General features: G+C 71.3%; 19 protein-coding genes. 9 read left to right on the top strand and 10 right to left on the bottom strand.

Translation table 11 applies throughout. From position 1 onward, the window contains the following. Nucleotides 1-188: 188 nt before the first annotated feature. The 6 genes from D9599_RS26620 to ftsH all read left to right on the top strand — a co-directional run bounded on the left by D9599_RS26620 (nt 189) and on the right by ftsH (nt 7,699). A complete protein-coding gene (locus D9599_RS26620; RefSeq protein WP_232480950.1) occupies nt 189-929 on the top strand; it encodes a WecB/TagA/CpsF family glycosyltransferase in 741 nt (246 codons plus the stop codon). 109 nt (nt 930-1,038) lie between these two features. Further along, entirely contained in the window at nt 1,039-1,971 is a 933-nt protein-coding gene (locus D9599_RS26615) for a glycosyltransferase family 2 protein (protein ID WP_198384322.1), read from the top strand. A gap of 4 nt (nt 1,972-1,975) precedes the next feature. Next, nucleotides 1,976-3,211: an ATP-grasp domain-containing protein gene (locus D9599_RS26610; RefSeq protein ID WP_198384321.1), complete on the top strand. Its 1,236-nt coding sequence runs from the start codon at nt 1,976-1,978 to the stop codon at nt 3,209-3,211. Between the two features lie 11 nt (nt 3,212-3,222). Further along, entirely contained in the window at nt 3,223-4,317 is a 1,095-nt protein-coding gene (locus tag D9599_RS26605; protein WP_198384320.1) for an endo-1,4-beta-xylanase, read from the top strand. 3 nt (nt 4,318-4,320) lie between these two features. Beyond that, a complete protein-coding gene (locus tag D9599_RS26600; protein WP_198384319.1) occupies nt 4,321-5,580 on the top strand; it encodes a lipopolysaccharide biosynthesis protein in 1,260 nt (419 codons plus the stop codon). Nucleotides 5,581-5,761: 181 nt separating this feature from the next. Further along, nucleotides 5,762-7,699, top strand: coding sequence for an ATP-dependent zinc metalloprotease FtsH (ftsH, locus tag D9599_RS26595; protein ID WP_198384318.1), 1,938 nt, complete (start codon nt 5,762-5,764; stop codon nt 7,697-7,699). Here ftsH and D9599_RS26590 read toward each other — a convergent pair. The 6 genes from D9599_RS26590 to recG form a co-directional block, all read right to left on the bottom strand. Further along, the gene (locus D9599_RS26590; protein ID WP_309228724.1) at nt 7,696-8,133 is read right to left on the bottom strand and encodes an NUDIX hydrolase; all 438 of its coding nucleotides are present in this window, start codon (nt 8,131-8,133) and stop codon (nt 7,696-7,698) included. The two genes, ftsH and D9599_RS26590, sit on opposite strands and share 4 nt — an antisense overlap. Further along, nucleotides 8,130-9,146 carry a DUF4340 domain-containing protein gene (locus D9599_RS26585; RefSeq protein ID WP_232480949.1) on the bottom strand — a complete coding sequence of 339 codons (1,017 nt, stop codon included), beginning with the start codon at nt 9,144-9,146 and terminating at the stop codon, nt 8,130-8,132. Before D9599_RS26585 ends, D9599_RS26590 begins: the two co-directional genes overlap by 4 nt. 4 nt (nt 9,147-9,150) lie before the next feature. Then, nucleotides 9,151-11,076, bottom strand: a complete 1,926-nt coding sequence (locus D9599_RS26580; protein ID WP_309228723.1) for a GldG family protein — start codon at nt 11,074-11,076, stop codon at nt 9,151-9,153. Nucleotides 11,077-11,078: 2 nt separating this feature from the next. Next, complete coding sequence (locus tag D9599_RS26575) at nt 11,079-11,810, bottom strand: ABC transporter permease (RefSeq protein WP_198384315.1); 732 nt, start codon at nt 11,808-11,810, stop codon at nt 11,079-11,081. After that, nucleotides 11,810-12,535, bottom strand: coding sequence for an ABC transporter ATP-binding protein (locus D9599_RS26570; protein WP_198384314.1), 726 nt, complete (start codon nt 12,533-12,535; stop codon nt 11,810-11,812). The genes D9599_RS26575 and D9599_RS26570 overlap by 1 nt, the downstream gene beginning before the upstream one ends. A 90-nt stretch (nt 12,536-12,625) precedes the next feature. Then, nucleotides 12,626-14,701 carry an ATP-dependent DNA helicase RecG gene (gene recG / locus D9599_RS26565; RefSeq protein WP_198384313.1) on the bottom strand — a complete coding sequence of 692 codons (2,076 nt, stop codon included), beginning with the start codon at nt 14,699-14,701 and terminating at the stop codon, nt 12,626-12,628. Nucleotides 14,702-14,759: 58 nt separating this feature from the next. Here recG and D9599_RS26560 point away from each other — a divergent pair, with 58 nt between their 5' ends. Further along, complete coding sequence (locus D9599_RS26560; protein WP_198384312.1) at nt 14,760-15,065, top strand: succinate dehydrogenase assembly factor 2; 306 nt, start codon at nt 14,760-14,762, stop codon at nt 15,063-15,065. Beyond that, nucleotides 15,065-18,550, top strand: coding sequence for a transcription-repair coupling factor (mfd, locus tag D9599_RS26555; RefSeq protein WP_198384311.1), 3,486 nt, complete (start codon nt 15,065-15,067; stop codon nt 18,548-18,550). Before D9599_RS26560 ends, mfd begins: the two co-directional genes overlap by 1 nt. Nucleotides 18,551-18,559: 9 nt before the next feature. Here the strand turns inward: mfd and D9599_RS26550 are convergent, their stop codons facing one another. From D9599_RS26550 to nth, 3 genes are all read right to left on the bottom strand, one after another. Beyond that, complete coding sequence (locus D9599_RS26550; protein WP_309228722.1) at nt 18,560-19,270, bottom strand: DUF1194 domain-containing protein; 711 nt, start codon at nt 19,268-19,270, stop codon at nt 18,560-18,562. Then, nucleotides 19,267-19,917 carry a DsbA family oxidoreductase gene (locus tag D9599_RS26545; protein ID WP_198384310.1) on the bottom strand — a complete coding sequence of 217 codons (651 nt, stop codon included), beginning with the start codon at nt 19,915-19,917 and terminating at the stop codon, nt 19,267-19,269. Before D9599_RS26545 ends, D9599_RS26550 begins: the two co-directional genes overlap by 4 nt. 72 nt (nt 19,918-19,989) lie before the next feature. Then, on the bottom strand, nt 19,990-20,703 hold the full coding sequence (gene nth, locus D9599_RS26540; RefSeq protein WP_198384309.1) for an endonuclease III: 714 nt from the start codon (nt 20,701-20,703) through the stop codon (nt 19,990-19,992). 156 nt (nt 20,704-20,859) lie between these two features. Here nth and D9599_RS26535 point away from each other — a divergent pair, with 156 nt between their 5' ends. Further along, complete coding sequence (locus D9599_RS26535; RefSeq protein WP_232480948.1) at nt 20,860-23,280, top strand: helicase-related protein; 2,421 nt, start codon at nt 20,860-20,862, stop codon at nt 23,278-23,280. A gap of 87 nt (nt 23,281-23,367) precedes the next feature. Here D9599_RS26535 and D9599_RS31630 read toward each other — a convergent pair. Continuing rightward, nucleotides 23,368-23,671 (bottom strand): hypothetical protein (locus D9599_RS31630; protein ID WP_232480947.1); only part of this gene is annotated, 304 nt, incomplete at its 5' end.

Below are 23,671 nucleotides of genomic sequence, written 5' to 3'. Positions count from 1 at the left end.
TCGTCATTTGTGGAATGCAACACTTAGCCTTCTTTGTTAATGAAATTCAAATAAATTCGTGAGAGAAAAGATCTGGTGTTTTCCGCGCGAAAGTAATATGAATTCCTTCCAACTTGGCCCGCCCGATCGGAAGCCCACCCATCATGCGCAGCGCGACGGCAAACGATCAATGTTTATCTCGCGAAAACTTGATTGAGCGCCAGCGGCCGTTCCAGGCTCGGCTCGATGACCTCCGCCTTGAGGATGCGCTCGGGCTTATTGCCGGGCGCGACCCCGCCGCGCCCTTCGCGTATGTTGTGACGCCCAACGCCGACCACGTGCTGCGCCTGGAGGCGCCGGAGGGAGCGTCGCTGCGCCCGGTCTACCAGGCAGCCTGGCTCTCGCTCTGTGACAGCCGCATCCTGCGCTTCCTCCTTGGGCTGAGAGGCTACCAGCTCAGCGTCGTTCCGGGCTCGGATCTCGTCGCCGCATTGTTCGAGCGCGTCGTTCGGCCCGAGACGCCGGTGACGCTGATCGGCGGGACGGCGGAGGTGGCGGCCCGGCTGCGCGCGCGCTTCGGTCTCGCCGCCCTCGCGCACCATGAACCGCCCATGGGCTTCGAGGCCGATCCGGCCGCGGTGGAGGCCTGCGTCCGCTTCGTGCTGGACCATCCGGCCCGCTTCGTCCTGCTCTGCGTCGGCTCGCCTCGGCAGGAGCGCCTCGCCGCGCATCTGGCCGCGACAGGGGAGGCGAGGGGGGTCGGCCTCTGCGTGGGCGCGGCGGTGGAGTTCATCGCCGGGGTGAAGCGGCGCGCGCCAGCCTGGGTCCAGCGCGCCCATCTCGAGTGGCTGCACCGGCTGGCAAGCGAGCCGCGACGGTTGTGGCGGCGCTACCTGGCCCAGGCGCCAGCCCTGCTGCGCCTCACCTGGCGCCTGCCGCCCGCCGTATGATCTGCCTCAAGGCAAAGGACGGATCCTTGCACGGCCCCCTTTCGCGACACGCACCGCTTCCGGCCATCGCCCTTCCCGATTCGCTGCGCGGCCTTTCCGAGAAAGAGCCATGAAGGCCTGCATCGCCATCACGACCTATAACCGGCCCGCCATGCTGCTGGAGGCGCTGAGGAGCGTCCGGGCGCAGCAGCTGCCGGCTGGCGTCGTGGCCGAGGTGCTGGTCGTGGACAATTCGCGCGACGCGAATGCGCGCGCGGCGGTGCTTGCCGAGGCGGGCGCGCCGGGGCTGCCCACCCGCTACGTCTCGGCGCCGGAGCCGAACATCTCCGTCGCGCGGAATGCGGCGGTCGCGGCCTGCGACGCGGACTGGCTTGTCTTTCTCGACGACGACGAGGTGGCGGGGCCTGGCTGGCTCGCCGCCCTACTGGCCACGGCGGATGCCACGGGCGCCGATGTCGTCTTCGGCGGCGTCCTGCCGGCTTTCCCCGACGGCCGGCCGGACTGGGATCCGGAGGGGCGGAGCCTCGCGCGGGACATCGCGCTCCCGAGCGGAAGCACCATCGGGCTCCACCACGACCAGCGGCTCAGCGGGGCCTGGATCGGCACGGGCAACTGCCTGCTGCGGGTGGCGACCTGCTTCGCGGGGGGGAGGGAACCCTTCGACCTCTCCCTCGGCCGGTCAGGAGGGGAGGATTACGACTTCTTCGTGCGCCTGGACGCGGCGGGCCGCCGCTTTGTCTGGTGCGGCGATGCGGCAGTTCAGGAGGTGGTGCCCTCCTCGCGGCTCACCAACGCCTATCGCCGGGGGCGCTCCTTCCGCACGGGCCAGCTCTATGCCCGGATCACGGTGCGGCATGCGCGGAGCCGGCTGGTCGGCACAGCATCGCTGGCTTTCCGGGCCGCCGTTCAGCTCGTGCTCGTCACCGGGCTCTGGAGCGTCAGCCGGCTGCGCGGCGCGCCCGATGCGGGGACACGCGAGATGAAGATGGCGGAGGTCGCGGGCAAGCTGCTCTGGGGCACCCGCCCGCGGGACCGGGCCTGAAGCCATGGCTGCCCCGCCACGCCTCCTCGTCCTTTCCACCCAACCCTGGCCTTTCGCGGCCCGGCTGACCATGGCGCTCCGCCGCGCCGGTTTTCATGTGGAGGGCGCCTCGCCCCCGCGCGCCTATCTCGGACGCAGCGCGGCGCCGATGGTCTGGCACCGGCTTCGCACCTGGCGGCTGCTGCCGGACCTCGCGGGCGCCATTCGCGCTGCGCGGCCGGACCGGCTGGTGCCCTGCGACGACGTCGCGGCAGAGCTTGTCGTCGCGCTGCACGCCGATCCATTCATGCGCGGGCTGGTCGAGGCCTCGCTCGGCGACCCCGCCGGCTATCCGGTGGCGCTCTCCAAGGGAGCGCAGATGGCGCTCGCGGAGAGGATGGGTCTGCCGATCCCGCCGACCCTGCACCTCGCGGACCGGCGGGCCTTCGATGCGGCACTGGCGGCGGGTCCGTTGCCGCAGGTGCTGAAGGTGGACGGCGGCTTCGGTGGAGAAGGGGTCGCCGTGTTGCGCGACACCCGGTCAGCGGATGCCGCCTGGACGAGGCTGACCTCACCCCCCTCGCTGCTCGCCGCCGCGAAGCGCGCGGCGCATGAGAGGAGCCCTCGCGCGCTCGTGGCGCGACGTGCCTGGCGGCCCTCCACCCCACATCTGCAGGAGTTCGCCCAGGGCCGACCAGCGAACCGGGCGGTGCTGTGCGAGCGGGGCCAGGTCGTCGCGGGGCTCAGTGTCGTGGCGGTCCATACGACCGGCGAGAACGGGCCCACTTCGACTGTCCGAGTCGTGGACAGCCCGGTTATGGCCGCTACGGCCGAGGCTTTCGTGGCGCGGCTAGGCCTATCGGGCTTCTACGGCTTTGACTTCGTCTTAGCGTCCGACGGGCAGGCCCTAATGCTCGAGATGAACCCGCGGGCGACGCCGATCTGTCACCTCGCGCGGGCAGGGGAGCACGGCTTGGCTGCTGCAATGCTCGGCGTCGTGGGGCGTGCCGCGCCACCGGTGAGCCTGCCCGCACCGGGCGACACCATCGCGCTTTTCCCTAACGAGTATGGTCGGGATCCCGCCAGCCCGCATCTGCAAGGCTGGCACGACGTGCCGTGGGACGACTTGCCGCTGCTCCGCGCCGCGCTCGACGATCTCGCCCTGGCTAAGCGCCCGCCTGGGCTCGCGCGCCAGGTCGCGCGTCGCCTGCAGGATCGGCTGGCCGGCTGCCCGGAGCGGCAAGCGGCCTGGCCGCGCTGAGCGTGAGCGAGATGGCGCATGGTCGTCGCGCCCTGCTCGGCGCGCTGTCGGCCCTTGCGGGAGGCGCGAGCGGGCAGGCGACGGAGGAAGGCCTGCTCGTGCATGCCCGCGCCCGGGGTCTCGCCTTCGGCAGCATGGTCGCCCGCTGGCAACTGGAGGATGCGCCAGGTCTCCTGCGGCTGCTGCGCGCCGACGCGGCCTTCCTGGCGCCGGGGCTGGAACTGAAATGGGACCGGCTACGCCCCGCGGCCGACCGCTTCGATTTCCGCGACGCCGATTTCCTCTTCGACCTCTCCGCGCGGGAGGGCTTCGGGAAGATCCGCGGCCACGCGCTGCTCTGGCACGAGGCGCTGCCGCGCTGGTTTGAGCCGAATAGCGATTCCGCCGCGATGCGCCGGGCGCTGGCGCTGCATATCCGCACCGTCACCGGGCGCTACGCCGGGCGCGTCGGCAGCTGGGACGTGGTGAACGAGCCTATCTACCAGTGGGACCACCGGCCGGACGGGCTGCGCGCCACGCCCTTCCTGCGGGTGCTCGGGCCGGACTATGTCGCGATGATCCTGGAGATGGCGGCGGAGGCCGATCCGGCCGCGCGGCTCGTGGTGAACGACTACGACCTTGAACTCGACTCGCGCGACCAGGCCTTCCGGCGCCGGATGATGCTCGAACTGCTGAACCGGCTGGTCAGGCGCGGCGCGCCGGTGCGCGCGCTCGGCATCCAGGCGCATCTCGCACCGCGTTCGGCGCCGCTGGACCCGGGGGTGCTGCGGCGCTTCATCCGCGACGTTGCCTCGCTTGGCCTGAAGGTGGAGATCACGGAACTCGACATGGTGGACCGCCTTCTCCCCGGCGAGCCCGCGCTGCGCGATGCGGCGAACGCGGCGATGTACCGGGATTTTCTCCAGGCTGTGCTGCCGGAACCCGCCGTGGACACGGTGGTGCTCTGGGGGTTGTCCGATCGCCACGGATGGCAGGACGACAGCAGCGGGGCGCGCCGGAAGGACGGCCTTCCGGCCCGCACCAACGCCTATGACCGCGAGATGCGCCGCAAGCCCGACTGGTACGCCATCCGCGACGCCCTGCGCGACGCGCCTCGGCCGGGGTGAGCCATGCGCCAGCTCCTCGCAACGCTCTCCGCGCCGCTTTCCGGCGGGATGTCCCGCCAGCTTTCCCGCGATACAACGCTCATCCTCGGCGGCTACGCGGTGCAGCTGGTCACCCAGGTGGGCTGGCTGCTGCTGGCGGTCCGCACCCTCGGCCCGGCAGGCTACGGGCTCTTCGCGAGCCTCACCGCGATCACCATTGCCGCCTCCTGCTTTGTCGGCTGGGGATGCGACCAGCTCCTCATCCGCGCGGTATCGCGGGATGCGGCCGCGCTGCGACCCTGGCTCGGGCATAGCCTGGGGCTGATCACCGTCACCGGGGCCGGGCTGATCCTGCTCGGGATGCTCGTGCTGCCGGTGCTGGAGGTCGGGCGCATCGGGGCGCTGCCGCTCTTCCTCGTGCTGGTGTCCGACCTCGTTCTGTCGCGCTACGCGAATCTCTGCATTGCCGTGTTCATGGCGACCGAGCAGGCCGGGCGGCAATCGGTCGTGACCATCATCATCGGCGGCTGCCGGCTCGTCGCGATCGCCGCCGCGGCGCTCCTGCCGGGCGTGCTGACGATCCAGGCCTGGTCGGCCTGGTACGCGGGCGCCTCGGTAGCGGCGGCCGTGCTCTGTCTCGGCATGACCATCCGCGAGCACGGCGCCCCGCTGCCGCGCTGGATGGGCGGACATCTGGCGGAAGGAATGACCTTTGCCGCCGAGAGTGCATTGCAGGCCTCCGCGCGTGACCTCGACAAGCCGATCGTGCTGGAGGTCGCCGGCGCCGAGGCTGCAGGGCTCTACGCGGCGGCCTTCCGCATCGTTGAGACGCTCGGCATGCCCGTGCGCGCGCTTGCCTCCGCCAGCTACGCCCGGATGTTTCGCCTCGCCCATGAGGATCCCGGGCGCTGCGTCGCCTATGCGAACCGCCTGATCCCCGTGGCGGCGGCGAGGGCGGGGCTGGGTGGTCTCGCACTGGTGCTCGCGGCGGGACTGCTGCCGCTGATCTTCGGTGAGCGCTACGCGGATCTGCCGCTCGTCGTGCGGCTCACCGCTGTCTTCCCGCTCCTAGCCGGCGTCTACGGGATCTGGGCTGACGCGCTAAGCGCAACCGGCCGGCAGCGGCACCGGCTTGCCCTCGTCTGTGTCTCCCTCGTTCTGACCATGAGCCTTTGCTGGATCGGGGTGACGGCGCATGGGCTGGAGGGCGCCGCGCTCGCGCGGGTGGCTGTCATGGGGATAACGGCGGCCTTGGCCTGGGCAGCGCTGCCGCGACGCTCCTGATCGGGCGCTGTACCCACACGCATGCCGTTTCAATTTGTTGATGGTCTGCGGCGCTGACGAACGGGCACCGAGTTGTTAGCGCAACGTCTGATGGAAAGGATGTGTCAAGTAACATGATTGTGTTGACCTCGGCTTGATCCGTCCTCAGGCTGTTCGGCACCACCCCAGTGCGGAACGGAAAATGCGCCCGCTCGTCCTCCTTGCCGTCTTCCTTGCGCTGGCAGCCCCGCCCGCCGCCGGCGCCGATGCTGCTCTGACTCCCGAACAGCGGAGCGCGGCGGAGGCGGCAACTCGGAGCCTGACCGTCCCTGCGACCACCCCAGCCGTGCCGCCTGAGCCGCGGGCACGCCTGCACCGCTGGCCCGGCTTTTTCGCCCGCTTGAGCGCAAAGACCGTTACCCAGGGCGAGGCGGAGCGAATGCTGGCCGATGGGCGCGCGGAGTCCGCCTATCGCAACACCTGGGATGGGCAGCGCATCTACCTGACAGCCGCCAGCGGTACCGTCAGCTTCTTCCTGCCGCCCTCCGCCGAGGACAACCAGGGCTTCTCGCGCCGCGCGCGCGAGGCCGGAGTCGAGTTCCTGGTGGAGGACGGCACCTGGTCGGACGTCGTTTGGAGCATCGGCAAGTTCCTGCTCATCGTTGCAGGGGTGAGCGGCACTCTCTTCGTTCTCTACCTGCTCGACCGACGGCGCGGGCGTTCCGGAAACCGGCGCGCCGTGCTCTTCCGAAAGGGCTCGCGCAAGGCGGCCGGTGCCGATGGCACCCAGTCCGTGACCTTCGCCGATGTCGCGGGACAGGATGCCGCCAAGGAATCCCTCCTGGAGGTCGTGGAGTTCCTCCGCGACCCCGCCCGCTTCGCGAGCCTTGGCGCGCGCGTGCCGAAGGGCGTGCTGCTGGAAGGTGATCCCGGCAACGGAAAGACGCTCCTCGCCCGCGCCGTGGCAGGGGAGGCGGGCGTGCCCTTCTTCAGCGCCTCCGGCTCTGAGTTCGTCGAGATGTATGTTGGCGTGGGCGCCCGGCGCGTGCGGGATCTGTTCGCGCGCGCCCGGAAGCACCCGGTGAGCATCGTCTTCATCGACGAGATCGACGTGGTCGGCCGCGCGCGCTCGGGCTCGGCGCGGGACGGCGGCTCGCAGGAGCACGACCAGACCATCAATCAGCTTCTCACCGAGCTGGACGGCTTCGACCGCTCCTCCACCATCGTGCTGATCGCAGCGACCAACCGCGCGGACGTGCTCGACACGGCTCTCACCCGCCCGGGGCGGATCGACCGGCGCATCTTCGTCCCGGGACCCGACGTGCGGAGCCGCGAGGCCATCCTTGGGGTCCATGCGCGCCGCGTGCGGCTGGCCGGCGGCGTCAGCCTCCCCGAGGTGGCCAGCATGACGCCGGGTTTTTCCGGCGCGGACCTGGCGAACCTGCTGAACGAGGCCGCCATCGCCGCCACGCGCGCCTGCAAGCAGGCGGTGGACATGGACGACCTACGCGCGTCGATGGATCGCATCCTCCTCGGCGAAAAGCGGCCCGCCGGCGCCATGTCGGAGGCGGAGCGCCGCGTCGTCGCCTATCACGAGGCCGGGCACGCGATCGTCGCGATGCGGATGCCGGGCGCGGACCCGGTGCGGCGCGTCACCGTCGTTCCCCGGGGTCGCTCGCTGGGCGCCGTCGTGCAGACACCGGACCGCGACCGCCATCTCTGGAGCCGCGGCCTGCTGCAGGGCAGGCTGGCGGTGACCATGGGCGGGCGCGCGGCGGAGGAGATCATCCTCCCGCCCGAGGATGTCACCGGGGGCGCTTCCGGAGACATCGCGCACGCGACGAAGATCGCGCGGGAGATGCTGGGCCGCTACGGCATGGACCCCGAGCTTGGCTGCGTGGACCTCCTCGGCGACGGCAGGGGGCCAGGGGCTTCGGCCGCCGCGCTCGACCGGCTGGACGAGTTGGTCTCGGCCGAGATCACCCGGGCGCTCGCCACCGCGCGCCGCGTGCTGGAGGGAGAAGTCGAGGCCCTTCACGCCCTCGCCGCCCGCCTGCTGGAGGAGGAGACGCTGACCGGGGATGAGGCGCGGCGCGTGGTGGAGGCGGCCGCGCCCCGCTCCCTGGCCGTAGCGGCCTAGCTCTCCGCCAGCCTCTTGCGGGCGGTGTCGATCACCCGCACCGCCTCTTCCCACAGGCCGAGGCCGGGGATCTCGGCCGGGGCGAAGAAGCGCGCCTCGCTCGCATCGTCGCCCGCCCGCGGCTCGCCCGAGATCCAGCGCCCGGCGAAGTCGATAATCGTGTAGTGAAAGCGCACGGCGCCCGCCTCGTTTCGGTGCAGGACATCGACGCAGGCGACGAGCGACAATGGGCCGACCTCGATGCCCGCCTCCTCCAGCAGCTCCCGCCGTGCGGCGGACTCGGCAGTTTCCCCCAGGTGCTGGGCGCCGCCGGGAACGGACCATTCCCCGGCGCGCGGCGGGTGGCTGCGGCGGACGAGGAGCACGTCCTCGCCGCGAAAAGCGAGGCAGCCGATGCCGACCCAGGGGCGCTCCGGATACTCGCGCGCGCTCACTCGGCGCGCTTTCGGAGCGTCTCGATGCTCGGCGCGAAGGCCGGCAATTTCCAGGCGCCGACCTGGTAGGCCCATCCGCGCCAGCGGGCGTTGAGCCGCGCGGCCTCGTCGTCCCCGGCGGCGGCGAGGGTCATCCAGACCTCGCCGCCCGCGAGGCGCATCCGCGCGGTGATGCCGAGGTTGTCGGTCAGGGTGAAGCGTCCTTCACCAGTGAGCTCGCCCGGCGCCTCGGCCTCGGGGCGCACGTCGAGCAGCGTCAGGCCCTCCAGCGCGCGGCCGACCTCGTCGAGCGAGACCTCGTCCGCGGGGGGCGCGTCCGCCGGGGCGACGACCGCGAGGCGCCCATCCGGCCCCTCGCCGCGCCGCAATTCGACCGTCCTGCCGTCGCGCGTGCCGACGACCGCGCGCACCCGCTCCTCCGGCAGGTTGGCGATCTCCCGGTGGATCCAGAGCTGCGGGTCCGCGTCCACCGGAAGACGGCCATCGGCGAGGTAGGACTGGCTCTCGCCAGGGCGGCGGACAAAGGCGCTCTCGGCCTGGCTGCCAGGTCCTGCGCCCTGGGTTCGGGTGCGGCGGCGGCCGACCACCAGCTCGGCCAGCGGCGCGCCTGTGCTGTCCAGCACGCGAAGCAGCAGGGAGGTGGCGTTCGGGCCGGGCTCCTCCAGGCCGAGGCGGGTGAGCGCCGTGGGATCGGCCGTGCGCCGCTCCGCGAGGCGCAGCTCGGTCAGGCTCACCAGCAGCTCCCGGATCCGGTCACCGCGCGCGGGGTAGCCGCCCTTCTGCGGCAGGGTCCAGGTGTCGCCGGTGCCGCGCTCGACCACGAGGCTCGCCGCGCCCTGGCGAGCCTCGATCCGCCGCGCGGCCGCGAGGCGCGGGGGGAGGGACGGGAAAGCGAGCGGCGCCTCTAAGGGCGCATCCCCACGCTCCTCGCCACCCGAGAAAAGGAAGGCCGCGCCCGCGACCAGGGCGGCCGTGCCGCCGAGGACGATCAGGTGGCGTCGGTTCAGCGGCATGGCGCTATCCCCTGGCGGCCGCGCGTCGCCGCGCGCGGAGCACCGCGAGGCCGATGGCGAAGGCGGTGATCAGCGCAGGGACGAGGGCAATGTTGATTACCCGCAGCCAGGTCTCGAGGTTCTCGATGCCCTGGCGCAGGCCGCGCTGCACGCCGCGCAGCTCCTGGCGGGTGCGGACGATCTCAGCGCGGGCGGCGTCAATCTCGGCGCGTTGCTCGGGCGTGATGACAGTCTGGGCATTCCCGCCCGGTCCCTGGCGCAGCTCGCGCAGGCGGCGCTCGGTGGCCTGCAGGCGCTCGGTCAGGCCGCGCTCGGTCTGGCGATAGCGGGCGTCGGCATCAGCCCGCATCTCGTCCACTCGGGTGAAGGGCCGCAGACTTTCCCCGCGGGAGCGGAGGGAGATGAGGCTGTCGCCGCCGGCCAGCGTATCCGCGAGGTTGGTGACGAGGGAGCCGTTGTCGCTTGTGGGCGTCGCGACCTGCTGGCCGAAGAAGTCCTGCGTGCGGACCCAGAAGCGGTCCTCCAGCAGGTCGGCGTCGTTGCCGACGACGAGGTTCACCGGGCCGCTTGATGCGCCGCGATGCGCGGGAAGGTCGGGCGCGTGGGCCGTGCCCTCGGGCAGCGCCGGCGGGCCCTCGGGGAAGGCGGAGTTCAGCACGCCCCGGACGCGCGCGAGCAGGACATGGCGGCCGCCATCGGGGCGGAAGTCGGAGAGCAGGCGTGTCGGGTCGGGCTCGCGCACGCGGGCGGCATCGACCACCGCCGATTGCGCGGAGGAGGTGACGAGGGGCGTCAACTCGATGGCCGAGCCCTGCCGCTTCCGGACCTCGCCAGCGCTGGCGAAGGTTACCTGGGCCAGATCGGCGCTCGCGACGTCCGTGCGGTTGAGGCTGTCGCCCTGCGCGCTGAACCAGGCAAGGTAGTCCACCGCGCCCACGCGGTCGCCGGGGCCCGCCCGCACGCGCCAGGCGCCGCGCTGGTCCACCACCACCTTGTCGGAGGGTGCCTCGATCCCCCAGGCGTTGAAGAGGCGGTCGAGGTTTGAGGCGGTGGAGGCCGAGGGGCGGCCTGTGGGATCAGGGCGGGCCGCCTGGCTCTCGCTGTGCGGATCCGTCAGGGCGAAGAGCTTGCCGCCGCGCATGACGAACTGGTCGACCGTGTAGAGCGTGGCGTCCGACAGATTCTGCGCGTGGGCGACCAGCAGCACGCCGATATCGGCCGGGATGGCCTGGGCGTCGGCCGCCACGTCCCGCACGGTGAAGAACTGCCGGAGCTGCGTCATGACCTGGAAGGGCTGCCCGGCGCCGGGCACGCGCATCATCATCGCACGCGGGTCGCCATTCAGCGGCAGGGAGGAGAGGACACCGAGCACGGGACGCGTCGGGTTCGACAACTCGTAGACGAGGCGCGTGAGGTCGTATTCGAGGAAGCGCTCCCGGTCCGGCTGGAAGAAGGCGACGCTGCGCTCGTCATCCAGCAGGTTGGAGCCGGCAAGACCGAAATAGACGCTCTCCCCGGCGTTATCGAGTGGCACGCCCTGCAGGCCCGCGGCCAGGGCCCGGTCCTCCGTTTCGGAAAAGGGCTCGGGGTCGAGGATTTCGAGCCTGAGCTTGCCGTTGGAGAGCGAGACGTACTCCCGCAGCATCTCCCGCACGCGGTCGGCATAGGCGCCGAAGACCGGCACGGCGGCGCCGAGGCGGCGGGAGTAGAAGAGGCGGAGGGTGATCGGATCCTTGAGGTTCCCGAGCACCTGCCGCGTGCCGTCCGAGAGCGTGTAGAGGTGCTGCTCCGTCAGGTCGATCCGGGCGCGGGCGAGGAAGCGGTCGGCGAGGAGGTTGATGCCGACCGCCAGCACCGCGACGGCCAGCAGCGCGCCGAGGGGCAGCCAGATGCCGCGCGCGCGGCGGATCGGGGGCGTGGTGTCGCTCACGGTCAATCCGCCTTGCGAAGATCGACGGCGACGGCGTTGGCGAAGAGCCAGACGCCGATGAAGCTGGCGAAGAAGACCACGTCGCGCAGTGAGATAACCCCGCGCGAGAAGGCGGCGAGGCGGTCCGTGAGGGAAAGCCCGCGCGCGATCTCGGCGAGGGCCGGAGTGTTGCGGCTGAGGAACTCGGTCACGACCGGCGATCCCGTGGCGGCAAAGAGGAAGCACACGGCAACCGCAAGGACGAAGGCGATCACCTGGTTCTTCGTCAGCGCGGAGATGGCAGCGCCCACCGCGAGATAGGCGCCGGCCACCATCAGGCAGCCGAGATAGCCTGCGGCGATCACGCCGTTGTCGGGATCGCCCAGGATGTTCACCGTGATCACCAGCGGAAAGGTCAGCGCCAGCGCGATGGCGCAGAAGGCCCAAGCCGCGAGGAACTTGCCGAGCACGGCCTGCCACTGGGCGATTGGAAGGGTCAGCAGCAGCTCGATCGTGCCCAGCCGCCGTTCCTCCGCCCAGAGGCGCATGGTGATGGCGGGCACGAGGAAGAGGAAGAGCCAGGGCACGAAGGAGAAGAAAGGCTGCAGGTCCGCCGTGCCGCGCGCGAAGAAGCCGCCGAGGGTGAAGGTGAGGGTGCCGGACATCACGAGGAAGATGACGATGAAGACATAGGCGACGGGGGTGGCGAAGTAGGAGGCGAGTTCCCGCCGGGCAACGGTCAGCGTGCCGCCCATTATGCGGCCTCCCGCGTGAGATCGCGAAAGACGGCATCGAGGTCCCGGCCGCGGGAGGAGAGCTCCGCCGGCGTCGCGTCCGCCACCACGCGGCCGCGCGCGATGACGATGGCGCGCGTGCAGACGGCGCCGACCTCTTCGAGGATATGGGTGGAGATGATCATCGCCTTGCTCGGCGCCATGCGCGCGATGAGGTTGCGGACCTCGTGCTTCTGGTTGGGGTCGAGGCCGTCCGTCGGCTCGTCCAGCACCAGCACGGGCGGGTCGTGCAGCAGGCTCTGCGCGAGTCCGACGCGGCGTTTGAAGCCCTTGGAGAGCGTCTCGATCGGCTGGAGGCGCACCTCCTCGAGGCTGGTTGCGCGCATGGCGTCGTGCACGCGGTCGGCCGCCTCGGTTCCGCGATAGCCGCGGGCGCGGGCGGTGAAGGCGAGGAAGCCCTGCACGGTCATCTCAGGGTAGGTGGGCGCGCCCTCCGGCAGGAAGCCAAGGTGGCGCTTGGCTGCCACCGGGCGCTCCACCACGTCCTCGCCCATGATTCGGGCGGTGCCGGCGGTGGGCGTCACGAAGCCGGCCAGCATCTTCATGGTGGTGGACTTACCCGCGCCGTTCGGCCCCAGGAACCCCAGGACTTCCCCGGCGCGGACGGTGAAGGAGATGTTGTCCACGGCGGTGAAGGCGCCGAAGCGCTTCGTCAGGCGGTCGATCTCGATATGCGCGGCGGTCACGTTGCATCCCCAGAAGACGGGGGGCCGGGCGCCCCCGCGAGGCCGGGTTACGGCGGTGCGGGGAGGGGCGCAAGGGGCCCTTACCGATGCTTACCCGGCCGCGAGCGGCTTCAGCGTCTGATCGTGGCCGAAGAGATCCAGCAGGGCGCGTGCCGCCCGCCCGCGGTCGGTGGCGACGAGTTCCGGGTCTTTCTGCAGGAGGAGTTCCGCCTCCTGGTGCGCGATCCGGACGAGCGGCCCGTGGCGCTGCGGATCGGCGATGCGCCGGCCGATCTGCCCGGCCTGACGGGTGCCTAGAGCATCGCCGCCGCCGCGAATGTCGAGGTCGGCGTCGGCGATGACGAAGCCGTCCTCCGTGTCCCGGATGACCGCCAGCCGCCGCTTCTCGCCCTCTGCCAATTCGGATGAGGGGAGGAGAAGGCAGAAGGATTGCGCGCTGCCCCGCCCGACCCGGCCGCGGAGCTGGTGCAGGGCCGAAAGGCCGAAGCGCTCCGCCTGCTCGATGATTATGATGGTGGCCTCGGGCACGTCCACGCCCACCTCCACCACCGTGGTGGCGACGAGGAGCTGGGCGCGTCCGGCGGCGAAGTCGCCCAGGGCTGCCTCGCGCACCTCCAGGCTCTGGGCGCCATGGGCGAGGCGGACGGCATCGCCGAAGACCTCCTTCAGGGCGGCGAAGGTGGTCTCGGCGGCCACGTTGTCATGAGCCTCGCCCTCCTCGATGGCGCGGACCACCCAGTAGGCTCGGTTCCCGGTGGCAAAGGCGCGGCGGAGCGCCGCCAGAACCTCGTCGCGCCGCTCGCGGCTGACGATCCGGGTGACGATCGGCTTGCGCCCCGCCGGGCGGCCCTCCAGGCGGGAGACGGCCATTTCCCCCCACTGAGTGAGGAGGAGGGTGCGGGGGATGGGGGTCGCGGTCATCACCAGCACGTCGGTCTCGCTGCCCTTCTCGGTCAGCATCAGGCGTTGGGCCACGCCGAAGCGGTGCTGCTCGTCCACCACCACCAGGGCGAGGTCGCGGAACTGCACCCCGTCCTGGAACAGGGCGTGGGTGCCAACGACGAGGGGAAGGGACCCCTCCGCAAGGCGACGGAGGACGCGGGAGCGCTCCTTTCCCTTCACGCTGCCGGCGAGGAGGGCGCATTCCACGCCCGCCGCCCCGGCCAGCCGCTGGAACGTGCGGAGGTGCTGGCGGGCGAGGATTTCCGTCGGCGCCATGATGGCGGCCTGGGCGCCTGCCTCCACCGCGCGGAGCATCGCCAGGAGGGCGACGAGGGTCTTCCCACTGCCGACGTCGCCCTGGAGCAGCCGCAGCATTCGCCGAGGCGCCGCGAGGTCGGCGTCGATCTCGGCCAGGGCATGGGCCTGGGCCGGGGTGGGCTCGTGACCGAAGGCGGCGAGGGCAGCTTCCCGCAGCGTGCCGGCACCGTGGAGGGACCGGCCAGGCCGCTCCAGCACCGCGCGGCGGACGAGGCCGATGGCGAGTTGGCCGGCGAGCAGCTCGTCATAGGCCAAACGATCGACCGCCTCCGGCCCAGGAACTGCCTGCGGTGCCTGGAGGGCGCGCAGGGCCTCGGCGAAGCCTGGCCAGCGGCGGCGGCGCAGATGGGTGGGGTCCTGCCACTCCAGGAGTTGCGGCAGGCGGGCGAGGGCGGCGCCCATGGCCTTTCCCACGTCCTTCGGACCCAGCCCCTTCACCAGTGGCCATACCGGCTGGATTTCCGGGATGATGTCGGGCGGGGAGACGAACTCGGGCGCATCCATCTGCCAGCGCGCCCCATAGCGCCGGACGCGGCCCGAAACGGTGCGCGGCGCCCCCTCCGGGAAGGCGCGGTGCAGCCAGGGGCCGACCCAGCGCGCGCGGAGGAAGTAGACGAGGTCGATCATCGACCGCTCACTCGTCGCCTTCACCACCCAGGGCTGGGAGGGGTTTCGCGGCGCGCAGACCTCCTCCACCAGCAGGGGGACGGTCGCGATGTCCCCATCGGCGGCGTCGGCGAGGCGGGTGATGCGCTTCCGGTCGAGGTAACGTTCGGGAAGGTGGAACAGGAGGTCCAGCACCCGGGGGCCTGCGGCATCGGTGAGCTGGCGCACCTTCCCCGCCGCCTCCGGGAGGCTGTCGAGCGGGGCGAGCAGGGGAAGGAGGTGTTCGGGGTGGTCTGGCATGATCTGGCGTGCGGGTTATATGGCACGCCACGAACGAATGCCGAACGGGCCTCCCGCAATGAGTGACGAAGCGAACGAACTCTCCCCTCGCCGCCGGCGTTTGCTGTTCCGGGCGGCACATCGCGGCACGAAGGAGACGGACCTGCTGATCGGTGGCTTCGTGTCGGACCGGATCGAGGCCTTCTCCGAGCAGGAGCTGGATGAGGTCGAGGAGATCCTGGAACTGCCGGACGTGGACCTCACCGACTGGCTCTCGGGCCGCCGCCCCGTGCCCGCGGACCTGCAATCCCCCATGATGCGGCGGCTGCTGGAGGCGAGCGCGCTTCCCGGCGCGGGGATCCCCGCCGCAGTACGGAAATTCTGATGGCTTCCAAGACGTCCCGCGGCCTTGAGGTTTACGGCGCGCCGGAGGGGTATGACGGGTTGCTCGTCGCCCGCCGCCGGGCGGAGGAGGCGGGCGGCATCCTGCATGTCTGCCGCGACGATGCCCGCATGCAGCGCATGGCCGATGCCCTGGCCTTCCTCGCGCCCGAGGCGGAGGTGCTGAGTTTCCCGGCCTGGGATTGCCTGCCCTACGACCGCGTCTCGCCGAACCCCGAGATCGTGGCAGAGCGTGTGGCGACTCTGACGCGGCTGATGGAGCCGCCCGGCCGACCGCGCATCGTGCTCACGACGATCAACGCCCTCGTGCAGAAGGTGCCGCCGCGCGCGGTCTTCGCCGGCGCCACCATGCGGCTGGCGAAGGGCGGGCGGACCGACCCCGACAAGCTGATCACCTTCCTGGAGGCTAACGGCTACGGCCGCGCGGGCACGGTGATGGAGCCGGGCGAGTACGCGGTCCGCGGCGGCATTATCGACCTCTACCCCGCGGGCGAGCCGGACCCGGTACGGCTCGACCTCTTCGGCGACGAGATCGAGAGTATCCGCCATTTTGATCCCGGTACGCAGCGCAGCGGCGACGCGCTGGAGGAGCTCTGGCTGCGGCCGATGGGCGAGGTCTTCCTCGACCCCGACTCGATCACCCGGTTCCGCAGCGGCTATCGCGACCTCTTCGGCCCCGCGGCGGGCGATGACCCTCTCTATGTCAGTGTCTCCGCTGGGCAGCGGCACCCGGGGATGGAGCACTGGGCCGGGCTGTTCCACGAGTCGATGGAGACGCTGCTCGACTATCTCGGCGCCGCTTCCGTGAGCCTCGACCACCAGGCCGAGGATTCGCTCGAGGCGCGGCTCGAGATGATCGAGGACCATTACGAGGCCCGCCGCCTGCCGCCGCGGGAGGGCGAGGTGCCCTACCGCCCCGCGCCGCCCGACCGCCTCTACCTCGACCGCAGGGGCTGGGACCGGATGCTCTCCGGCGGCCCGCTGCTGCGCTTCAGCCCCTTCGACAAGCCCGAGGGCGGGGAGGGGGTGGACGCTGGCGGTCGACAGGGCCGCGTCTTCACCGAGGTGCGCCAGGCCGGCGGCAACGTCTTCGACGCCTTCCACGACCATGCGAAGGCCATGGCGGGGCAGGGGCGGCGCGCCATCCTCGCAGGCTGGACGCGTGGCTCCCGCGACCGGCTGGCGAACCTGCTGCGCGAGCACCGCGTGCCCACCCAGATCGTGGACCACTGGGCGGCGACCCAGGCGCTGCCGCCGGGCGTGGTGGGGCTGGCGATCTGGGGGCTGGAGCGCGGATTCATCGGCGCGCCCGGTGCGGATGGCGAGCCCGGCATTTCCGTCACCGGCGAGCAGGACCTGCTGGGCGACCGCATCGCCCGCCCACCGCGCCGCCGCAAGCGCGCCGACCAGTTCATCGCGGACGCGACGGAGATCGAGGAAGGCGACCTAGTGGTCCATGCCGACCACGGCATCGGGCGTTATGACGGGCTGCAGACGCTGGACGCCGGCGGGGCGCCGCATGACTGCCTCAGGCTGCTCTACGAGGGTGGGGACAAGCTGTTCCTGCCCGTCGAGAACATCGAGGTCCTGACGCGCTTCGGCAGCGATTCCGCGGGCGTCTCCCTCGACAAGCTCGGCGGCGTCTCCTGGCAGAACCGCAAGGCGAAGGCGAAGTCGCGTATCCAGGACATGGCGGCGCAGCTTATCCGCACCGCCGCCGAGCGCCAGACGAAGGAAGGGGTCATGGCCACCCCACCCGAGGGCGCCTGGGACGAGTTCTGCGCCCGCTTCCCCTTCGCCGAGACCGACGACCAGCTCCGCGCCATCTCAGACATTCTGGAGGATCTCTCGGCCGGCAAGCCGATGGACCGGCTCATCTGCGGCGATGTCGGCTTCGGCAAGACTGAGGTCGCGCTGCGGGCCGCTTTCGTCGTGGCGATGACCGGCGCCCAGGTGGCGGTGGTGGTGCCGACCACGCTGCTCTCCCGCCAGCACTTCCGTACCTTCTCCACCCGCTTCGAGGGGCTGCCTATCAAGGTCGCGCAGCTCTCCCGCATGGTGACGCCGAAGGAGATGGCGGTGGTGAAGGAGGGGGTGAAGGATGGCTCCATCAACATCGTCGTCGGCACCCATGCGGTGCTCGCCAAGGGCGTGGAGTTCGCCGACCTCGGCCTGGTGATCGTCGACGAGGAGCAGCATTTTGGCGTTGCGCACAAGGAGCGGCTGAAGTCGCTCAAGGCCGACGTTCACGTGCTGACCCTGACGGCGACGCCCATCCCGCGCACCTTGCAGCTGGCCCTTTCCGGCGTGCGGGAGATGAGCGTGATCGCGACGCCGCCGGTAGACCGGCTGGCGGTGCGCACCTTCATCATGCCCTGGGACAGCGTGATCATCCGCGAGGCCGTGCAGCGCGAGCGCTTCCGCGGCGGGCAGGTCTTCTGCGTGGTGCCGCGCCTGGAGGACCTGCCGAAGGTCGCGACGCGACTCGCGGAGATCGTGCCGGAGGTGCGGATCGCCCAGGCGCATGGCCGCCTGACGCCGACCGAGCTGGAACGGGTGATGACCGAGTTCGGCGACGGGAAATACGACATCCTGCTCTCGACCAATATCGTCGAGAGCGGGCTCGACATGCCCGCGGTGAATACGCTGATCATCCACCGGGCCGACATGTTCGGGCTGGCGGGGCTGTATCAGCTTCGCGGGCGGGTCGGGCGCGGGAAGCAGCGCGGCTACGCCTATTTCACCTGGCCGCCCTCGCACCGTCTCTCCGCCGCCGCGCAGAAGCGGCTGGAGGTGATGCAGACGCTGGACAACCTCGGCGCCGGCTTCACCCTCGCCTCCCACGACCTCGATATCCGCGGCGCCGGCAACCTGCTCGGCGACGAGCAGTCCGGCCATGTGCGGGAGGTCGGCATCGAGCTCTACCAGCAGATGCTGGAGGACGCGGTGCAGGACATCCGCAACCGCCAGCGGGGCAAGGGACAGAAGGGCGAGGCGCCGGATCGGGACTGGACGCCGAACATCAATCTCGGGCTGCCCGTGCTGATCCCCGAGGATTATGTGCGCGACCTTCCCGTGCGCCTGGGCCTGTATCGCCGCATTGGCGGGCTGGCGAACGAGGCGGAGCTGGAAGCGATGGCGGCCGAGCTGGCCGACCGCTTCGGGCCCATCCCGGAGGAGGTGGAGAACCTTCTCCAGGTCGTCTCCATCAAGCGCATGTGCCGCGAGGTAGGGGTGGAGAAGCTTGATGCCGGTCCCAAGGGTGTGGTGCTGGCCTTCCGCCGCAACCAGTTTGCCAATCCCGGCGGCCTCGTCGCCTGGGTGGCGACCCAGAAGGGCGGCGTGAAGCTGCGGCCGGACCATAAGTTGGCGGTGGTGCGCGAGATGGAGCTGGCCCAGCGGGTGAAGGTGGCGCGGGAGATCCTCCAGGCGCTGCTGCGGGTGGCGACGCAGTCGAAGGCGGCCTGAGGCTGGTGGTCAGGCCGGAGTTGAGCCGCCTGGCCGCGCCGCGATCTCGCGGATGAGCTTCGCGCGCAGCGCGCGGGCGAAGTCGGCGCGGGTCTCGGCGGTCATGACGAAGGCGCCGTCGCCGGCGATCACCGTTTCCTCATAGGTGCTGGTGAGGCCGGGGCGGCCACCCTCGATGGCCAGGGCGTTCACCGTGATGCCCTGCGCGGCGGCGGCTTGTCGGGCGACCGCTACAGGGTTGAGGCTCCGCATGTCTGGGGCATCACCCGAGAGGTCAATGACCTTCCCCCGCGAGGGCCAGGGTGCGCGGGCGATGAGGGCGGCCGCGTGGTCAACTGCGTCCCCGATGGCGTTCCAGGACTGGCGGGAGCGGGGCGCCTCCGTCACGGCGCGGGCGAGGGCCTCGGCGGAGGGGCGGCCCTCGATCCGGTGCCAGTCAACGACGGTTGCGGCGCCGCCGGGCGCGCCCCACTCGACCAGGGCGACACCGATGGAGGAGCGCGGCCCGGCGGTGATGGCAGAGAGGACGGCAGGGTGGGTCAGCGCCTCCGCGCAGCCCTCGCGCTGGAGGCGGAACTCGTCGGCGTCGATGCTGCCGGAGGCGTCGATCGCTAGGACGAGGAGCAGGTCCACCGCCGTGTCCTGGGCTGCGGCGCGGCAGGCGGCGAGGGCCGGCGGCAGAACCAACGCCGCGCGGCGGCCGATCCTGCCCGCGCTCACACGAACTCCGTCAGGGCGACGTCGAGCAGGCGCTGCAGCACCTCCGGCTCCTGCGCGCCGGCGATGGCGTGGCGGCCGGCGATGACGAAGCAGGGCACGCCGTTGATGCCAAGGCGATGGGCGCGGAGGTTCTCGGACTGCACCGCCTCCACCTCCTGCTCCCCCGCGAGGAAGCGGCGGGTGGCGGCGCGCTCCAGCCCTGCGGCGGCGGCAATCCCGGCCAGGGTCGCGTGGTCGGCGATGTCGGCGCCCTCCGCGAAATGGGCGACGAAGAGGCGATCCACCACCTCCTCCGCCGCACCGCGCCGGGCGGCCAGGCGCACCAGGCGATGGGCATCGATCGAGGGCGGCGTGCGGTGGATGAGGTCGAAGCGGAAGGGCACGCCCTCGGCCCGGCCCATCTCCGTGAGCGTCGCGTGCAGGCGCCGGGTGCGGTCCGCCTGGCCGGGACGCCGGGCGAAGGGCTCGCGCGCCGGGGGCTGCTCGGGGTTCAGGAGGAAGGGGCGCCAGACGAGCTCGGTCGCGATCTCGGGGCGCGCGCGCAGGGCGCGGCGGAGCCGACGGGTTCCGATGAAGCACCAGGGGCAGACGAGGTCGAAGACGACCTCGATCGCGAGCCGGTGGCGCTGGGGGGACAGGGCATTCACCGTACAAGCCTAGCGCCGGGCATGGCCGGCGGGCCAGTCTTGTTCACGCGCCCTGCTCATGCCGGCTTAGGTTCATCGGGCGGAGGTGACGCCAACCTGACGGCACATCTCCAGCAGGAGGCATTCGGAGCAACGCGGACGCTCCCCCGTGCAGACGAACTTGCCGAAGGGCACGAGCCGCTCGTTGATCTCGATCCAGTAGCGGCGGGGCAGGACCCCCTCCAGCGCGGCCATGCTGCGCTCGGGCGTGGGGGCAGCGATGATGCCCCAGCGGTTCGTCACACGATGGACGTGGATGTCCACCGCGATCGCCTCCTGACCGAAGGCGACGCCCAGGGTCAGGGCCGCGATCTTGGGCCCGACGCCGCGGAAGGCGGTCAGCCCCTCCATCGTGTCCGGCACCCTGCCGCCGTGCTCCTCAAGGATGCGACGGGAGAGCGCGAGGATGTCGCGCGCCTTGGGCTCTGGAAAGGTCGCGCCGTGGAGGAGCTCGATCAGCCTGGACTCATCGAGCGCTGCAATCTCGGCGGGCGTCCGCGCCACGGCGAAGAGGCGGAGGCAGACCGGGGTGGTCACCTCGTCCCGAGTACGGGCGGAGATCAGGGTGGCGACGAGCTGCTCAAAGGGCGAGCCGTGCCCGCGGTCGCGAAGGTCGAACATGGCGGCCTTGGGCCGCTCAGCGAGCATCAGCCGCAGCCGGCGGAAGGCCTCATCGTAGTCGAAAGATGTTTTGGCCGTGGCGGTGGCGCGGGGGGAGGCGGCGGGGCTGATGGAAGGGGCAGGCATTGCGTAAAAACGCCGCCGGGCCGGCCTGGATGCCCGCAAAGCTCCTCTTGCCGCTGGAACCAGCGCCTCGTCGATACAATCTGAAAGGCGCGCGCCGGTCGGCCGAGGGCGCGCGGGGCTTGGACGCCATCCTCCCCGCAGGTGACGGTTGCGAGGATGGACAGAACGATGGAGTTGACGGGTAGCGACGAGTTGCGAGCGAGAGCCGAGAGGGCGATCGAGGCGGCTATTGAGTCGATGGGCCTTGCCGTGGCCCCCGCTGAGATGCCGGGGCTGCTGCGCATTGTTGCCCGCCACCTGCCTGCGGACGGGGGAGCGGTCCGCCGCGCCCTCTGCGAGCTTCGGCGGCGGGGCTGGGCAACCCGTATCGAGGAGCGCGCGCGCGAGGCCGGGCGGCTCTGGATCACCCCGGCAGATGCCCGTGCCGCGGCCGCCTCGGTGGATGACCCGGAGCCTGCCGAAGAGGCGCTTCTCGCCGCCGCCGACCGCGTCGTCTCCGAGCGCCTGCGCGAGGCGGGCACGAGCGCGGAGGCGGTGCTCGAGGCGGTGATGGCGGAACTGGCCGATTACGGGCGCCAGCTGCGGCCCGAGCCGTTGGGCGAGCTGGCTCTTCTGGTGGCGGAGGCGCAAGGCCTGGACCCCGATGCCGCCGATCGCCTGCGCGCGAGGGCCGTCCGCACGGAGGAGCGCCGTCGGCGGGAGGTGAACGAGGCTGCTCGCCTCGCTCGTGAGCGCCGCCGCGAGGAGGTGCGCCGGCTGCGTGACTGGGAGCGCGGCCTGGTGGAGATTGATGACCTTTCCCGGTTGCTCGACTGCTCGCCCAAGGAGGCGCAGCGCTGGGTGAGCGCGGGGCTGGTGCCCGTCGCCCGCCGGATCGCCTCCGGCCGGGGCGGGAAGGGGGAGCGGCGGCAGTTTGATCCGGATGTCGTGGCCTCGCTGAGGCCGGATGTCCTCCACTGGCGTAACGCCGATCGCGACGCCGGCCTGGGCGGCGCCCGTGGCCCCGAGCGACGGGGCGACGAGGGCCGCGGCGGGAAGTTTGCGGCGGTGCCGGCCCAGGCGACGGCCCATGGCGGTCGGGCTATGAACGCGGCCGTCGCGCGGATCGCGGCGCTGGACCGCTATGCCGGGCACTTCACCACGGCGCGGGCGCTGGAGCGGAGGATCATCCTCGTCACCGGGCCCACGAACAGCGGCAAGAGCCACACGGCGCTGGACCGGCTGGCGAAGGCCGAGAGCGGCCTGGCGCTCGCGCCGCTTCGCCTGCTGGCGCATGAGTTCCGGGAAGCCCTCGCCGAGCGGGGCGTTGCCGCCTCCCTCACCACGGGGGAGGAGCGCATCCCCGCGCCGGGCAGCCGGCACCTGGCCGCGACGGTCGAGATGTGCCCGCTGCACGAGCCGGTGGACGTGGCGATCGTGGACGAGGCGCAGATGCTCCACGACCCGGACCGCGGAGCGGCCTGGACCGCCGCTATCATGGGGGCTCCGGCGCGCGAGGTCTTCGTCCTTGGGTCGCCGGAGGCGGCGCCGATGGTGCGGCGGATCGCCTCCCTCTGCGGTGACACGCTGGAGGAGGTGTCGCTGCAACGGAAGTCGCCGCTGGTCGCGGCTCGCCACACCGTGGAGCTGGGGGAGCTCGGCGCGGGAGACGCGCTGGTCGCCTTCTCCCGCCGCGACGTGCTGCAGCTGCGCGAGGAGCTGATGCGGCGTGGCCGCCGGGTGGCCGTAGTCTATGGTGCCCTAAGCCCGGAGGTGCGCCTGGCCGAGGCCGCGCGCTTCCGGCGCGGGGAGGCCGAGGTGCTGGTGGCGACGGATGCGATCGGCATGGGGTTGAACCTGCCTATCCGTCGCGTTGTCTTCTCCAGCCTGCGGAAGTTCGACGGCCAGCAGTCGCGGGACCTCCTCTCCCAGGAAGTGAAGCAGATTGGCGGGCGCGCGGGGCGCTTCGGCAAGCATGAGGAGGGGGTGGTCGCGGTGCTCGCGGGTGCCGGGGATCCGGCCTTCGTGCGCCGCCTGCTGAACGCCCCGCCCGCGCCGCCGGAGGAGACCCGACCGCAGGTGCAGCCCGATGCCGACATTATCGCGGCGGTGGCGGGCGAGATCGGTTCGGACAGTCTTTTCGGCGTGCTGGCGCGGATCAAGCGGGCGGTGCTGCGGAAGGACGACCCGAACTACCGCCTGGCGGACATGACGCAGGCCTTGGCGGTCGCGGCGGCGGTGGACGGGGTGCCCGGCCTCTCGCTGCTTGAGCGCTGGACGTATGCGATGTGCCCGATCAATGAGCGGGACAGTGGCGTTGCGCGCCTCACGCGCTGGGCGGTGGACCATGGGGCAGGGCGCCCCGTGAGCCCGCCCACGGCCGGGCACCTGCCGAACCCGCAGCGGGCGGGCGGCGCCGTGCTGGAGACGGCGGAGAAGGTCTACAAGCGGTTGGTCGCTTGGCGTTGGCTCGCGATGCGTTTCCCCGGTGCCTATCAGGAGGCCGAGGCGGCGGAGCAGGAGACCGACCGGTTGGACGCCTGGATTGAGGAGGTGCTGCGGCACCAGCGCCGGGGGAAGTCCGCCCTGGCGGCCTGAACAGAGCTTCTGGCCTGCGTGACGATTTTCTGACGGGAAGGCGATTTTTCGGGGTTGATCCCCGAGGGACGTGAAGCTAAATAGGCCTCACCGAACGGCGCGGCTGAGCCCGCCGCCCGGTGCTCCGAAGAGGATCCCGATGGCGACGCCCAGAGCGTCCAGTCGGCTTTTCCTCTTCGGTCCTGTTCTGTCCCATGGTGGCGTCTCAGTCGCTGGATACGGCGAACGGGTGGCTGTCTGGGTTGGGGATCCGATCCCCTGATCTTTCAAATTCGCATCTGTTTTTTGGAAGTGCAGTTGTTGCTGTGCTGCTGATTGGTAGTGCTGTTGCTGTGGCTCGTTGAGGGGTTGTGGTGATGGTGTTGCTGATGGGGTGGTATGGTGATGGCTG

Source organism: Roseomonas sp. KE2513 (assembly GCF_016107305.1).
GTDB lineage: Bacteria > Pseudomonadota > Alphaproteobacteria > Acetobacterales > Acetobacteraceae > Roseomonas.
Note: the sequence above shows the minus strand (reverse complement) of the source record. Positions and strands in the feature narration are given on the sequence as shown.